The 14974-nt window shown below is 65.1% G+C and carries 9 protein-coding genes and 6 pseudogenes; 7 read left to right on the top strand and 8 right to left on the bottom strand.

The window, feature by feature from the left end:
- Window positions 1–158: 158 nt before the first annotated feature.
- From phoB to NW75_RS05550, 7 genes and pseudogenes are all read right to left on the bottom strand, one after another.
- Window positions 159–837, bottom strand: a pseudogene (gene phoB / locus NW75_RS05580) (phosphate regulon transcriptional regulator PhoB).
- Between the two features lie 29 nt (window positions 838–866).
- Window positions 867–1553: a phosphate signaling complex protein PhoU gene (gene phoU / locus NW75_RS05575; RefSeq protein WP_033964222.1), complete on the bottom strand. Its 687-nt coding sequence runs from the start codon at window positions 1551–1553 to the stop codon at window positions 867–869.
- A gap of 16 nt (window positions 1554–1569) precedes the next feature.
- Window positions 1570–2340: a phosphate ABC transporter ATP-binding protein PstB gene (gene pstB, locus NW75_RS05570; RefSeq protein WP_033964220.1), complete on the bottom strand. Its 771-nt coding sequence runs from the start codon at window positions 2338–2340 to the stop codon at window positions 1570–1572.
- Window positions 2337–3626 carry a phosphate ABC transporter permease PstA gene (gene pstA, locus NW75_RS05565; protein ID WP_033964214.1) on the bottom strand — a complete coding sequence of 430 codons (1290 nt, stop codon included), beginning with the start codon at window positions 3624–3626 and terminating at the stop codon, window positions 2337–2339. Before pstA ends, pstB begins: the two co-directional genes overlap by 4 nt.
- A pseudogene (gene pstC / locus NW75_RS05560) lies at window positions 3619–4990 on the bottom strand (phosphate ABC transporter permease subunit PstC). Before pstC ends, pstA begins: the two are co-directional and overlap by 8 nt.
- 45 nt (window positions 4991–5035) lie before the next feature.
- Window positions 5036–6096: pseudogene (locus NW75_RS05555) on the bottom strand (substrate-binding domain-containing protein).
- A 75-nt stretch (window positions 6097–6171) separates the two neighbouring features.
- A complete protein-coding gene (locus NW75_RS05550; RefSeq protein WP_033964212.1) occupies window positions 6172–7440 on the bottom strand; it encodes an ATP-binding protein in 1269 nt (422 codons plus the stop codon).
- Between the two features lie 80 nt (window positions 7441–7520).
- Between NW75_RS05550 and NW75_RS05545 the strand changes: the two genes are divergently transcribed.
- Genes NW75_RS05545 through NW75_RS05530 form a run of 4 tightly spaced genes read left to right on the top strand, consistent with a single transcriptional unit; the run spans window position 7521 to window position 10057 of the window.
- On the top strand, window positions 7521–7913 hold the full coding sequence (locus NW75_RS05545) for a hypothetical protein (RefSeq protein WP_010403104.1): 393 nt from the start codon (window positions 7521–7523) through the stop codon (window positions 7911–7913).
- 4 nt (window positions 7914–7917) lie between these two features.
- Window positions 7918–8205, top strand: a complete 288-nt coding sequence (locus NW75_RS05540) for an HPr-rel-A system PqqD family peptide chaperone (RefSeq protein ID WP_231564978.1) — start codon at window positions 7918–7920, stop codon at window positions 8203–8205.
- Window positions 8202–9062, top strand: a complete 861-nt coding sequence (locus NW75_RS05535; RefSeq protein WP_033964210.1) for an HprK-related kinase A — start codon at window positions 8202–8204, stop codon at window positions 9060–9062. Before NW75_RS05540 ends, NW75_RS05535 begins: the two co-directional genes overlap by 4 nt.
- Window positions 9047–10057, top strand: coding sequence for a nucleotidyltransferase domain-containing protein (locus NW75_RS05530; protein WP_033964209.1), 1011 nt, complete (start codon window positions 9047–9049; stop codon window positions 10055–10057). Before NW75_RS05535 ends, NW75_RS05530 begins: the two co-directional genes overlap by 16 nt.
- On the opposite strand, the gene NW75_RS05525 is transcribed toward NW75_RS05530, so the two are convergent.
- The gene (locus tag NW75_RS05525) at window positions 10049–10723 is read right to left on the bottom strand and encodes an HAD-IA family hydrolase (protein WP_033964207.1); all 675 of its coding nucleotides are present in this window, start codon (window positions 10721–10723) and stop codon (window positions 10049–10051) included. The two genes, NW75_RS05530 and NW75_RS05525, sit on opposite strands and share 9 nt — an antisense overlap.
- Window positions 10724–10784: 61 nt before the next feature.
- Between NW75_RS05525 and glmU the strand changes: the two are divergent.
- From glmU to NW75_RS05510, 3 pseudogenes are all read left to right on the top strand, one after another.
- A pseudogene (glmU, locus tag NW75_RS05520) lies at window positions 10785–12154 on the top strand (bifunctional UDP-N-acetylglucosamine diphosphorylase/glucosamine-1-phosphate N-acetyltransferase GlmU).
- 29 nt (window positions 12155–12183) lie between these two features.
- Window positions 12184–14006 (top strand): annotated as a pseudogene (glmS, locus tag NW75_RS05515) (glutamine--fructose-6-phosphate transaminase (isomerizing)).
- Window positions 14003–14894, top strand: a pseudogene (locus tag NW75_RS05510) (ROK family protein). Before glmS ends, NW75_RS05510 begins: the two co-directional pseudogenes overlap by 4 nt.
- Window positions 14895–14974: the final 80 nt, after the last annotated feature.

Raw genomic sequence — 14974 nt, 5'->3', positions numbered from 1 at the left:
CTGCTGCGGGGGCGGTCTGGGCCAAAGTCGGCGTCGCGACGGCGGCGGCGAGCGCCGCGAACATCATGAGCTTCATGCGGGGTCTCCTGCAAACGGGCAGCAATCTGTGCTGCTCGTCCGGTCCAACGCACATTTCCCCGCATGGCTCCCGATTTTCTTTACGCTCCCGAATCGAGCGCGTAGCCCGCCGAGCGTACGGTGCGGATGATGTCGGGACGGTCGCCGCGATTGATCGCTTTCCGCAGGCGGCGGATGTGGACGTCGACCGTGCGGCTTTCGATGTCGCTGTCATGGCCCCATACCGCATCGAGCAAGCGCTCACGCGAGAACACCCAGCCGGGATGTTCGAGGAAATGCTTGAGCAGGCGGAATTCGGTTGGGCCGAGCGGAATGACCTCGCCCGAACGGCGCACCTTGTGGCCGACCGTGTCCATCTCGATGTCGGAATAGGTCAGTTGCTCGCCCGCCAGTGCCGGGCGCACGCGCCGCAGCACCGCGCCGACGCGCGCGACCAGTTCGCGCGGGGAGAAGGGCTTAGTGACATAATCGTCCGCGCCCGTCTCCAGCCCGCGCACCCGGTCTTCTTCCTCGCCGCGTGCCGTCAGCATGATGATCGGCACGTTCGCCGTCTCGGGCATGCGCCGTAGGCGACGGCAGACCTCGATGCCCGACAGCCCCTCGACCATCCAGTCGAGCAGCACGATGTCGGGGGGTATTCTCCTTGGCGAGCAGCAGCGCTTCCTCGCCATCGGGGGTCTGCGCGATTTCGAAATCCTCGCGCTTGAAGTGCCAGATCAGCAGCTCGGCGAGCGCCGCATCGTCTTCCACCAGCAACATTTTTGGCCCGGGCCATGTCGTTTACTCCGTCACGAGGTAGGAATGTCGCCGCGGTCGCGTTCGGCCATGTGCGTGCCGGTTGCGGCGAAATAGATCATCTCGGCAATGTTGGTGGCATGGTCGCCGACACGTTCGAGATTCTTGGCGATGAACAGCAATTGCGCGACCTGACCGATCGTCTTGGGGTTTTCCATCATGTGCGTGACCAGCACGCGGAACAGACTGTTGTAGAAATCGTCGACCTGCCGGTCGCGATCGCACACTTCGACGGCCGCTTCGGCATCGCGCGCGGCAAAGGCGTCGAGCGCATCATGCACCATCTGCACCGCCAGCGCGGACATGGCGGGCAACACCGAGAGTGGCTCGATCTCGCCGTGGCTTTCGATCATGGGAACGCGCTTGGCGATGTTCTTGGCATAATCGCCGATGCGTTCGACCACGCCTGCGATCTTCAATGCGGCGACGACTTCACGCAGATCATCGGCCAGCGGCGCGCGCAACGCGATGATCCGCACCGCGAGCTGTTCGACTTCCATCTGCAGCGCGTCGATACGCTTGTCGCCCGCGACAATCTCACGCGCGCCTTCCAGATCGTGACGACGGAGTGCTTCCATCGCGGCCGCGATGGCATGCTCCGCCAGCCCGCCCATTTGCGCGATCAGCCCGCGCAACTGGCCGATATCTTCGTCGAAAGCTTTTACCGTATGGTCGTTCAAGGGCGTGGTCCTGCGTTCAGCCGTAGCGGCCGGTGATATAATCCTTGGTGCGCTCCTGCCGAGGATTGGTGAAGATGTCCGAGGTTGCGCCATATTCGACGAGCGTGCCGAGGTGGAAAAAGGCGGTGCGCTGCGACACGCGCGCCGCCTGTTGCATGTTATGCGTCACGATCACGATGGCATAGCGGCCCTTGAGCTCGTGGATCAGTTCCTCGATCTTGGCGGTAGCGATCGGGTCGAGTGCTGAGCAGGGCTCGTCCATCAAGATGACTTCGGGGTCGACCGCGATCGCGCGCGCGATGCACAAGCGCTGCTGCTGGCCGCCCGACAGAGCGGTACCGCTTTCGGTCAGGCGATCTTTCACTTCCTCCCACAGCCCCGCGCGGCGCAGCGACTTCTCGACGATCTCGGCGAGTTGCGGCTTGTTGGCGGCAAGCCCGTGAATGCGCGGGCCGTAGGCGACGTTTTCAAAGATCGATTTGGGGAAGGGATTGGGTTTCTGAAATACCATGCCGACACGGGCGCGGAGTTGCACCACGTCCATTTCCGGCGAGTAGATGTTCTCGCCGTCGAGGGTGATATCCCCTTCGACCTTCGCCCCGGCGATCGTGTCGTTCATGCGATTGAGCGTGCGGAGGAAGGTCGATTTGCCGCAGCCGGACGGGCCAATCAGCGAGGTGACATAGTCCTGCCCGAAGGTGAGCGAAACGTCGGCAATGGCCTGTTTCGCGCCATACCACACGTTGACGTGCTGCGCGGAGATTTTCGGTTGATTGGGAATGCTCACCAGCGGGTCTCGAATTTGTTACGGAGGTAGATCGCGAAGCCATTCATCGCGAGCAGGAAGACGAGCAGCACGATGATCGCCGCGCTGGTTTTCTCAACGAAACCGCGGTCGATCTGATCGGACCAGAGGAAGATCTGCACCGGCAGCACGGTTGCCGGATCGGTCAGCCGCGCCGGGGGCGAGGCGATGAACGCGCGCATCCCGATCATCAGCAGCGGGGCGGTTTCGCCGAGTGCGCGCGCCATGCCGATGATCGTGCCGGTCAGGATGCCGGGCAGCGCAAGGGGCAGGACATGGTGGAACACCACCTGGATCGGGCTTGCGCCGACGCCCAGCGCAGCATCTCGGATCGACGGCGGCACCGCCTTTATCGCATTCCGCCCGGCGATGACGATCACCGGCATCGTCATCAGCGCCAGCGTCAATCCGCCGACGATCGATGCCGAGCGCGGCATGCCGAAGGTGCCGAGAAACACCGCCAGCCCGAGCAGCCCGAAGATGATCGAAGGGACCGCCGCGAGGTTGTTGATCGATACCTCGATCAAATCGGTCCAGCGGTTCCGCGGGGCGTATTCTTCGAGATAGAGCGCGGAAAGAACGCCGATCGGAAACGCGATCAGCAACGTCACCAACATCGTGAACAGCGATCCCTTGAACGCGCCCCAGATCCCGGCGCGGGTCGGGTCGTTGGAATCGGAGGCGGTCAGGAAGGGCAGGTTGAACCCGGTCGAAATCGCGCCGCGTGCCTGCAACGTCGCGACGATCGCCTCGGCGGCGGGATCGCCCTGGCGCTTGGCGGCGACGTCGATCGTGTCGGCGGCCGGCACCCAAATGATGCTGCGCCCACGGAGGATGGCGGGGTCGCGCTTCACCGCCTCACGGACGCTGAGCCAGGCACCGTCCGATAGCCACTGGTCGCCGTTCTTGCCGAAAGCGGCGATTGCGGCGTCGTCGGTCGCGCGTTCGATTCCGGCACCGGCCAGCGCCAGGTCGGCACCCGGACCGTGCAGGCGGTTTGGGTCGAGCATCAGCCCGGCGCGTGGGAAATCGATCGGGAGCGCGATCCGCGTTTGCAGGAAGCCGCTCGCACCGTTCATCACCATGGTGACGAGCAGTACCGCAAGAAACCCGGCCGAGAGGATTACCGCAGCGAGGCCGAGCAACCGAAAGCGTTGCTCCGCACCATATCGTCGGCGGATACGCCGTTGCATGGCGGGGGCACGCCAATCGGTCGGCTCGCGGTCGCGGGCGGGGTTTGTGGGTTGGGCGACGGGACTGTCACTCATAAGCTTCGCGATACCGTTTAACGACCGTCAGCGCGACGATGTTGAGGAGCAAGGTAATGACGAACAGCGTCAGCCCGAGCGCAAAGGCGGCGAGCGTCTTCGGGCTGTCGAACTCGGCCTCGCCGGTGAGCAGGTCGACGATCTGCTTGGTGACGGTGGTGGCGCTGGCAAACGGATTGAGCGTCAGCGTGGCAACGCCCGATGCAGCCATCACCACGATCATCGTCTCGCCGACCGCGCGGCTCACCGCGAGCAGCACGCCGCCAACCACGCCCGGCAACGCTGCCGGAAGCAATACCCGCTGGATGGTTTCAGACGTCGTCGCACCCATCGCCAGACTGCCGTCGCGCATCGCATCGGGCACGGCGGCGAGCGAATCGTCGGCCATCGACGAGACGAACGGGATGATCATCACCCCCATCACCAGCCCGGCGGCGAGCGCGCTTTCCGAACTGGCCCAGGTGATCCCGATTGATACCGCGAAATCGCGCACCGCCGGGGCGACCGTCAACGCCGCGAAATAGCCGTAGACAACGGTCGGAACGCCCGCGAGCACCTCCAGGATCGGCTTCATCCAGCGACGCGCGGCGGGCGTCGCATATTGGGTGAGGTACACCGCGCTCATCAGCCCGAACGGTATCGCCACCAGCATGGCGATCACCGCGCCGATGAAAAAACGTTCCCCAGAACAGCGGCACCGCGCCCAGCGTTTTGCCTGGGGCGGCGGGATCGATCACTTGCGGGCTCCAATGCGTCCCGAACAGAAAATCGCCAATCGGCACGATATTGAAAAAGCGCCAGGATTCGAACAGCAGCGACGCGACGATGCCGATCGTGGTGAGGGTTGCGATCAGTGAAGCCGCGAGCAGCCCGGCCATCATCACCCGTTCGATCTTGGTGCGGGCGCGGAAATCGGGGCGGACGCGGGTATAGGCGAAGCCGCCGGTCGCAAAGCTCAGCAACAGTGCAACGGCCGCACCGATCCAGTCATTGCGGGTCTGCGCGGCCGCATAAGCGGGCGCGAGTTGCTTGGACAGGGGATTGAACGCCCCGAAGCTGTTGCCCGAAGCGAGACTGCGCGCCTCCGACAGGATGGCTGCGCGGTTGAACCCCGGCGGGGGCAATTGTGCCGCGGCGGGGTCGCGCAACACGCGGTCGGTCACCAAGGCCGGTGAGGTCGCCGACCAGACACAGAGAAACAGGGCAGCGGGGATCACCGTCCACAAGGCGACATAGCCGCCGAAGTGCGAGGGCAGCGAGCTGAACCGCGCGGTACTGCCACGGCGAAAGCTGACGGCGCGCAACCGCGCCGTCAGCCAGCCGATCAGGCCGAGCCCGGCGATGACCAGGAAAAGAGCGAGCATGGACAAAGCGAGGGTTCGACTTCGAATAAGAGTGTTGGACTTGGACTAGAGCAGCTTCTTGGGGTCGAGCAGGATCTCTTCCTTCAGGATCTGCGCGCTGCGCTTGCGCACGTCATCGGGGGCTGCGATCAGCCTTTGGCGACAAGCGAACCCTTGGGGTCCCACGAAGCGGCATACAGCGCGAGAAAGTCGCGCAGGCCCTTGATCGCGCTGAGATGGGCTTTTTTGACGTAGAGGAACAATGGACGCGATCCCGGATAGGCCCCGCGCGCGATCGTCTCATAGGTCGGCTCGACCCCGTTGATCGGCACGCCGTTCAGCTTGTCCTTATTCTCTTCGAGATAGGAATAGCCGAAGATACCGATCGCATTCGGGTTCGATTGCAGTTTCTGCACGATCAGATTGTCATTCTCGCCAGCGTCGACATAGGCACCGTCCTCCCGGATCGCGGTACAGCCCTTGGCATAAGCCGCCGGGTCTTTGTCCTTATGGTCGGCCAGCGTCGGGTTGATCGCGTCGCAGCCCTTGGCGAGGATCAGTTCGGCCAGCGCGTCGCGGGTGCCGCTGGTCGAGGGCGGCCCATAGACCTGGATCGGCACTGCGGGCAGCGAAGGATTGACGTCCTTCCACGTCTTGGCCGTGTTCTTTTGGCCCATCGGCGATGCGGCGAGCGCTTTATAGATATCGACCGCCGTCAATTGCAGCTTGGGGCCGCCTTTCGATTCGGCGAAGGCGATGCCGTCGAGGCCGATCTGCGCCTCGATAATGTCGCTGACGCCATTGTCCTTACACGTGTTGTATTCAGTGGCCTTCATCCGGCGCGAAGCATCCTCGATATCAGGATGTGCAGCCCCGATCCCGGCGCAAAACAGCTTCATGCCTGCACCCGTACCGGTCGACTCGATCGCGGGAGATTTGGTGCCGGGGGTCTTGTTGACGAATTGCTCGGCGACAATCGTCGTAAACGGAAAGACCGTCGATGACCCGACGACCGTGATGTGGTCGCGCGAGCCCGCGCCGCCGCCATTCGCCTGATCCTGACAGCCGGTGAGTGTCAGCGCTGCCGCACTCGTGGCAAGAGCGAGTATCGCACATTTCCTGATCATGGAATCTCCCCTCGGGCACTGGACGGCCCCGGACTCGGGCTACCACGACGACCTGCTGCCTGTGTGACATTGACGTTACCGTTTAATGACAGCGGCATTCGGATCCGAACTTGCGGGGGTGGCTTGATATGTCTGGACGTGGGCGGGCAGCATGACGGTGACCGTCGTACCCTTGCCCAACAGACTTGTGACGTCGAAGCGACCGCGATGGCGCTCGATAATATGTTTGACGATCGCCAGGCCAAGTCCGGTTCCGCCCGCCGCACGGCTGCGGCCCGGATCGACGCGGTAGAACCGTTCGGTCAGGCGCGGAAGATGCTCGGGCGCGATCCCGTCGCCTTCGTCGGCGACGCTGATCCGCACCGTGCCCGCCGCATCGCGCCACAATTTGATGGTGATCGGCGACCCCGGTCGCCCATATTTCATGGCGTTGCCGATGAGATTGTGGAGCACCTGGCTCAATTGGGCGCGGTCGCCCGCGACCGGCGGGACGCCAAGATCGATATCGGTTACAATGTCACCGCTGCGCTTGTCCTGCGCGTCCAGCAGTTCGGAGCGAACCTCGCTGATCAACGCGCCGAGATCGACCGCCCGATCTGGCAAGCGATATTTCTCGGCCTCGATTCGGCTGAGCGAAATGAGATCCTCGACCAGGCGCTGCATGCGGCGCGCTTCGTCAAACATGATCTTGAGGAAGCGGCCCCGGACCTGCGCATCCTCGCCGGCTTTGTCGTCCCCCAGCGTCTCGATATAACCGAGGATCGACGCGAGTGGCGTCCGCAACTCATGGCTGGCATTGGCGACGAAATCGACGCGCATCCGCTCCGCTGCATAATTGCCGGTCTGGTCGACCAGTTGGACAATCCGCTGCCCACCGCTGGCGCGCGCGACGTGCATTTCCCAGTGCTGGTCCTTCGTGCCCAGCCCGACCAGATTGATCGGCCCTTGCGGAACGCCGGTGGTCGGGCTGGCCAGGCGTTCGGCGGCACCGGGGTGGCGGATGGCGACGCGCACATCCTCGCCCACGATATGCTTGCCGAGCAGCGCCAGGGCGACCGCATTGGCATGGGTGACGCGTCCGTCCGCCACGATCAGGACGGGGTGCACGATCGCCTGAATCACGTCCTGCACGTCGGGCGGGCTGGGCTGGCGGACGCTTTCGACGGGGCGTAGCATTTCGATCGGGCCGTCGCCCGTGCCCGTTGCCGCCAACGCGGCCGCGATGCCGCCGACCAGGGTGATGATGGCGGGCTGCAGATCCCAGTCGAGCAAAAACACCGCGATCGCCGCCACGACGACGATGGCGATGGCCGTGATTGTTCGAGAGCCGAAACCTTGGAGCATGCACTGCGCCTTAGCCTAAAGATCGTTAACCCCGATAGCCTTGCTTGCCAGCGTTTTGCGAATGTGAAAGGGCTAGTGCAATGAACGACGATACGCCTGAACTTCCGAACACGACGCGCCGTCGGGCGCTGATGCTTGGCGCGGTCGGCGCGGCGGCGGTGGTGTCGATCCGCCCGGCCCTGGCGTCGACAGCGGCGTCGATTTCGACCTGTGAAATTCCGGTGCCGGATTCAGGGCGCGCGGGCAGCTATATCGCCGCGGACGGGACGGTGGTGCCTGCTGGCACGCGTGGTGCGTTCGCGCCGCCGGGGCGGCCGTTCAAGGGCGAAGAGGTCAAGACCGCGCTGGCGGGGGGGCAATTGCCCGGGACCAATTACGAGCAGAGCCGCGCTTACACCAATTACATCCGGCGGCTGCAATCGGGGACGAGCGGTTTCACCTGCTTCGCATCGCTGCAAATGCCGCGCGGCTGACGCCGTGAACGATTCCCGCGGCGATATCGTGTATCGCATGGCGCGGCCGGAAACGCTGAAGATCGTGCACCTGGACAGCTTCACTGCGGTTTTCCACCGCGCGTCGGGCATCACGCATTTGGTGACGTCGCCCGTGCCGGAAATCCTCGCGGCATTGGGCGAGGCGGGGATGACCCGCGCTGATCTGATGGCGCGGTTGTCGGTCGATTATGTGCTGGGCGATGCCGAGGAGGGTTCCCTGGACGCGCGGCTGGAAGAACTCGTGGCAACCGGTCTGGTCGCGGTCGCATGAGGCATGTGTTCCAGGTGCGGATTGGCCCGATCGGCTTTCGCATCGGCTCGGACTGGCGCGCGCCCATCGCGCAGCTCGAAACGCTCTATGCCGCTTATCCCAAGCCTGAGGACGGCGTGCCCGATTTCACCGTGCGCCTGTTCGCGGCGCGGCCGTGGCGGCGAGTCGTGCGGCCGGCGGTGATGATCGGCGGGGATTATATCCTGCCCGAGGCGGCCCCGCTTCCGCTCGCGCAGGGGCTGCTCGCGGCCGAAATGGGGATGAATTTGCAGATGGCGCTGGGCCAGCGCCATTTTTTGCTGTTGCACGCCGCCGTGGTGGAACGCGACGGGAAGGCGCTGGTCCTCACCGGCGTGTCGGGCGCTGGCAAATCGACATTGGCGGCGTTGCTATCGCTACGCGGCTGGCGCTTGATGGGCGACGAGTTCGCCTTGCTCGATCCCGCGACTGGCTTGCTGCACGCCTTTCCCCGGCTGGTCAGCCTCAAGAACGCCAGCGTCGCGACCGTCGCTGCCGAAGTCCCGGCCGATCGGCTCGGGCCGATGCTGGAGGGCACGCCCAAGGGGACCATCCGCCATCTTGTCCCCGATGCGGCGGCGCTGGCGGCGATGGATGCTCCGGCCAGACCTGCGCTGATCCTGTTCCCGAGTTTCGGCTACGACTCGGCCACGCGCGATGTGGCGCAAAGTGAAGTGTTCGTACGTCTTACCCAGGCCTCGACCAATTATGTCGCGATGGGCGAGCGCGGTTTCGATGCGCTGACCGCGCTGGTGCAGGGCGTTCCCGCGCGCGCGATCGATTATCCCGATACCGACAGCGCGATCGCGCTGGTGGAGGCGGCATGGGCCGCGCGCTAGACGGCTGGTTGCTCGCGCAGGCGCTCCGCGATCCGGGCGGCACGGTGGCGCTGGGTGCGGATGAGTGGACCGCCTTGCTCGCCATTGGCCGCGCGGAACAAATGATCGGGACGCTGGCGTGGCGGCTTAATGGCATAGACGTGCCGCCATCGGTCGCACGCATCCTCGCCGACGCGCGCGCCTCCGCCGAACAGGGGCGGGTGGCGGCCCTGTGGGAGGCGGAAGTGGCGCGGCGTGTGCTGGCCCCGCTCGGGGTGCGCATGGTGTTGCTCAAGGGCACAGCCTTCGTCGCGGCGGGCTTGCAAGCGGGGCGGGGGCGCTCGATCGGCGATCTCGACATCCTCGTGCCGCGCGCGGCGCTCGATGCGGTCGAGGCGGCGCTGCTGGAGGCCGGCTGGGAATGGGTAAAGCCCGATCCCTATGACGATGCGTATTACCGGCAATGGATGCACGAACTGCCCCCGCTCATCCACCGTGACCGTGACCGGATGATCGACGTCCACCACACCATCCTGCCGCTGACCGCGCGGATTACCCCGGATGCAGGCGCGCTGTTGGCGGATGCGGTGGAGCTGAAGCCTGGCCTATGGGCGCTGTCGCCCAATGATATGCTGGTCCATGCGGCCGCACATCTGTTCGCCGATGGCGATCTGGCAGGCGGTATGCGCAATCTGTGGGACGTGCACTGCCTGGTGGCCGAGTTTGGTGCCGATGGCCTCGCCGGGCGGGCGGCGCAGCATGGTCTGTCGCACGAAGTGGCGCGGGCGCTGCGGCTGGCGGCGGCGCTCTATGGCGAGGGCGCGCGATTGACCCCGGTCGACCGGCTTTACCTGTACCGCCTCACCGCGCGGGATGGCTGGGGCAGGGCGATGCGGCCGATCACGCGTATGGCCTTTTACATCCGCTCGCACTGGCTGCGCATGCCGCCCGCAATGCTGGCGCGGCACTTGTGGACCAAGTGGCGCAAGGGCGGGGCAGGGCCAGCGTCAGGTTGACAGGCGTTCCAGTGTCGGCACCAGTGCATCGAACGAATCGATCACGGCGTCCGCACCCATCTCCTCGACCGGGTGGAGCAGGAAGCCGAAGCTGACGGCGATACCCGGGATTTCGGCATTCCTCGCCGCCATGATGTCGTAAATCGAATCCCCGACGAACGCCGCCGTCCCGCCGCCGCAGCGCCGGATCATTTCGTCGATCGGGGCGCGGTTGGGTTTGGACAGACCGGGGCCCATCGTGTCGCCGCCGATGACGCACGCAAACCGTTCGCGCAGGCCGAGATCGTCGAGCAGCCGCAACGCCAGACTTTCGAACTTGTTGGTAACGATCGCGACCGTCACGCCCATCGCGTCGAGCTGATCGAGTGCCGCGACTACGCCCGGAAAGGGCCGTGTATGCACCGACAGGTGCTCGCCATAATAAGCCAGCATCCGCTTGTAGAGCGGTCGGAACGTTTCCGGCGTACAGCCGCCGGTCGCCTCCAGTCCCTGGCTCAACATATGCTTGGCCCCGCCGCCGACCATCGTTTTGACCTGCTCGACCGTCAGTAATGGTCGCCCGGCAAAGGCAAGCGTGTGGTTGACGGCATCGGTCAGGTCGCCGCTGCTGTCGACCAAGGTTCCGTCGAGGTCGAAACCGACGATGGCGAAGGAATTCTGTGTCATGAACGATTGCCTGACAGCGTTGCTCTGGAAATGGCAAGAGCGTCGTGGCAGGGCTGTCCGCATGGCTAACACACCCGCACCGAACATCGCCGCCGTCGTCCTTGCCGCCGGCAAGGGCACGCGCATGAAGTCGGATCTGCACAAAGTGCTGCATCCGATCGCCGGGCATCCGATGCTGCTGCATTTGATCGGCAGCGTTGCCACGTTGAATCCGCAGCGCACCGTCGTCGTGACCGGCGCGGGGCGCGAGCAGGTCGAGGCGGCGGTCGCACCGCTCGGCATCGTCACCGCGTTGCAGGCCGAGCAACTCGGCACGGGCCACGCGGTTGCCCAGGCGGAAGCGGCCTTGGCCGGATTCGAAGGCGACGTGCTGGTTCTTTATGGCGATGTGCCTTTGGTGTCCTCGGCGACGATGCGGGCGATGGTCGCGCGGCTCCACGCGCCCGATGCGCCCGCCGTAGTGGTGCTCGGCTTCCGCCCTGCCGATCCCGCCGCTTATGGCCGGATCATCGCCGACGAGCAGGGCGTGATCGCCAAGATGGTCGAATATAAGGATGCGAGCGACGCCGAGCGCGCGGTCACCCTGTGCAATTCCGGGCTGATGGCGGTGCGCAGCGCCGATTTGTTCGCGCTGCTGGCGCGCGTCGGCAATGATAATGCTGCGGGCGAATATTATCTGCCCGATATCGTCATGCTCGCCGCCGCTGACGGCCGCGCCTCCGCGGTGATCGAAACCAGCGCGGCGGAAGTCGCCGGGGTCAACAGCCGCGCGGAATTGGCGGGCGTCGAACTGTCCTGGCAAAATGCGCGCCGCGCGCAGGCGATGGCCGATGGCGCAACGCTGATCGCGCCTGAAACCGTATGGTTCGCTTATGATACCGTGCTCGGCCGCGATGTCGTGATCGAGCCCAATGTCGTGTTCGGCCCAGGCGTCACCGTCGCCGATGACGTGGTGATCCACGCCTTCTCGCATATCGAAGGGGCGACGATCGGCGCTGGCGCGGAGGTTGGCCCGTTCGCGCGGTTGCGCCCCGGCGCGGTGCTGGGCGAGCATTCCAAGATCGGCAATTTCGTCGAAATGAAGAAGGCCGTGCTCGGCGTGGGTGCAAAGGCCAGCCACCTCACCTATCTTGGCGATGCGAGGTCGGGCCCGGCGTCAATATCGGCGCAGGCACGATCACCTGCAATTATGATGGCTTTTTCAAATACAAAACGGTTATCGGCGCGGGCGCGTTCATTGGGTCTAACTCGGCGCTGGTGGCCCCGGTCACCATCGGCGCGGGCGCGATTGTCGGGGCCGGGTCGGTGATCACCGGCGATGTCGATGCCGACGCGCTCGCGCTCGCGCGCGGCAAGCAGGAAGCGCGGCCCGGCTGGGGCAAGCGCTTCCGCGACGCAATGATGGCGAAGAAAGCCGCCACCAAGAAATAGCCCGGTCCGGGCAACGGAGAGACGAAACTATGTGCGGTATCGTAGGGATTCTCGGCAAGGGCGCGGTCGCGGACCGGCTGCTCGACGGGCTCAAGCGGCTCGAATATCGCGGCTATGATTCTGCGGGCATGTGCACCGTGCACGACGGCGAATTCGATCGCCGCCGCGCGCCCGGCAAGCTCGTCAATCTCGCCGCCGAACTGGCCAAGGATCCGCTGCCCGGCGACAGCGGCATCGCCCACACCCGCTGGGCGACGCATGGCGCGCCGACCGTCGACAATGCCCATCCGCATATCGTCGGCGACGTGGTGCTGGTTCACAACGGCATCATCGAGAATTTCAAGCCGCTGCGCGATGAACTGATCGCCGAGGGGCGGCAGTTCAAGTCGCAGACCGACACCGAAGTCGTCGCGCACCTCATCGACCGCGAATTGTCGCGCGGGTTCAAGCCACGCGAGGCGGTGGCCAATGTACTTCCGCGCCTGCACGGTGCGTTCGCGCTGGGGGTGATGTTCAAGTCCGAGCCCGATCTCTTGATCGGCGCGCGGCTCGGCGCGCCGCTCACCGTCGGTTACGGCGATGGCGAGAATTTCATCGGTTCGGACGCGCTCGCGCTCGCACCGCTGACCCAGCGCATCGCGTATCTCGAAGAGGGTGACTGGGCGGTCGTCACGCGCGAAGCGGTGCAGGTCTATGACAAGAACAATGATCCCGTCACGCGCCCGATCGTCAATTCAGGTGCCTCGGGCCAGTTGATGGACAAGGGCAACCACCGCCACTTCATGCTCAAGGAAATTTACGAGCAGCCGGTGGTGGTCGCGCAGACGCTGCGCAGCTATTTGCGACCGCTGGAAGAGCGCGTCGCTTTGCCCGACATGGAGTTCGATCTCGGCTCGGTCGAGCGCGTCGCGATCGTCGCGTGCGGCACCGCGTCTTATGTCGGCATGATCGGCAAATATTGGATCGAGCAGCTCGCGCGCGTCCAGGTCGAAGTCGATGTCGCCTCCGAATTCCGCTATCGCGATCCGGTGCTCACCCCCAACATGCTGGGCGTGGTCATCTCGCAATCGGGCGAGACTGCCGATACGCTGGCGGCGCTGCGCCACATGAAGGCGGCGGGGCTGACCACGGCGGGCATCATCAACGTGCCGACCAGTTCGATGGCGCGTGAAGTCGATCTGTTGTTGCCGACCCATGCCGGGCCGGAAATCGGCGTGGCCTCGACCAAGGCCTTCACTTGTCAGCTCGCCGTCATGGCGGCGCTCGCGGTCAATCTCGCCCGCGCCAAGGGGCAGTTGACGCCAGAGGCCGAGCGCGAAATCGTTGGCCATTTGCAGGAAGTGCCGCAGGCGATGAGCCGCGCGATCGCGCATGACGAGGAAATCGCCGCGATGGCCCCCAAGATCGCGGCGGCGCGCGACGTGTTGTATCTGGGGCGTGGACCCGATTATCCGCTGGCGCTGGAAGGCGCGCTGAAGCTGAAGGAAATCAGCTACATCCATGCCGAAGGCTACGCCTCGGGCGAGATGAAGCACGGGCCGATCGCCCTGATCGACGACACCGTGCCGCTGATCGTGCTCGCACCCTCCGGCCCGTTGTTCGACAAGACCGTCAGCAACATGCAGGAAGCACAGCGCGCGGCGCGCTGGTGGTGCTGATTTCGGATGCGGATGGCATCGCGCAGGCCGGCGAAAATACGATCGCGACGATCGAAATGCCCAAGGTCCACCCGCTCATCGCGCCGCTGGTTTATGCCGTGCCGGTGCAGTTGCTGGCCTATCACGTCGCGGTTGCCAAGGGCACCGATGTCGACCAGCCCCGCAATCTTGCCAAGTCGGTGACCGTAGAATGACAGCGCCGTTGATTGCCGGAGTAGAACTGGGCGGGACCAAGTGCATTTGCGTCCTCGCCAGCGGTCCCGATGATGTGCGTGATCGCGTCCAGATCCCCACCACCACGCCCGAGGAAACGCTCGGCGCGGTGGAAAAACGTGCTGCGTGGCTGGTCGCACTACGATGCGCTGGGCATCGCCAGTTTCGGACCCGTCTCGCTGGATCACACCGCGCCCGATTACGGCTCGATTACCGCGACTACCAAGCCAGGCTGGTCGAACACCGATGTCGGCAAGCGGCTCGCCAGCATTGGCCTGGTGCCGACCGGTTTCGACAGCGACGTTAACGGGGCGGCCCTGGGGGAGGGGCGCTGGGGCGCGGCGCAGGACGTTGCCGACCACGCCTATATTACCGTCGGCACCGGGGTTGGCGTCGGCCTGGTGCTGGGCAACGCCCCGGTCGCAGGGCTGACCCATGCTGAACTCGGCCACATCCGGCCGGTCCGCCTGGCAGGCGATAGTTGGGGCGGGAGTTGCTCGTTCCACGGTGATTGTATCGAGGGGCTGGTCTCGGGCACCGCAATCCGCGCGCGTACCGGCGTGGGCGCGGAGACGCTGGCCGAGGACGATCCGGTATGGGAGGGCGTCGCCCATACGCTCGCGCAATTGTGCCACACGCTGGTGCTGACCGGCATCCCGCGGCGGATTGTGATGGGCGGCGGCGTGATCGTCGGTATCCCGCATTTGCTGCCGATGATCCGCACTCGACTGGAAGCGAGCCTGGGTGGCTATGTGGCGGCGCGCGGGCTGCTGCCGATCGACGCCTATGTCGTGCCCGCCGCGCTGGGCGGCATGGCCGGGCCGCTTGGCGCGATCGAACTGGGCGCGCGTGCCCTCGCTGGGGCCTGAAGTCGACAACGTCGTTTACGGGCCTTTAACCGTGTCCGCTTAGGTCGTTGCAGCGGGCTGTTAGGCCCGGTGATTTTGCG

The sequence above is a fragment of the Sphingomonas sp. Ant H11 genome (assembly GCF_000797515.1).
Taxonomy (GTDB): domain Bacteria; phylum Pseudomonadota; class Alphaproteobacteria; order Sphingomonadales; family Sphingomonadaceae; genus Sphingomonas.
Note: the sequence above shows the minus strand (reverse complement) of the source record. Positions and strands in the feature narration are given on the sequence as shown.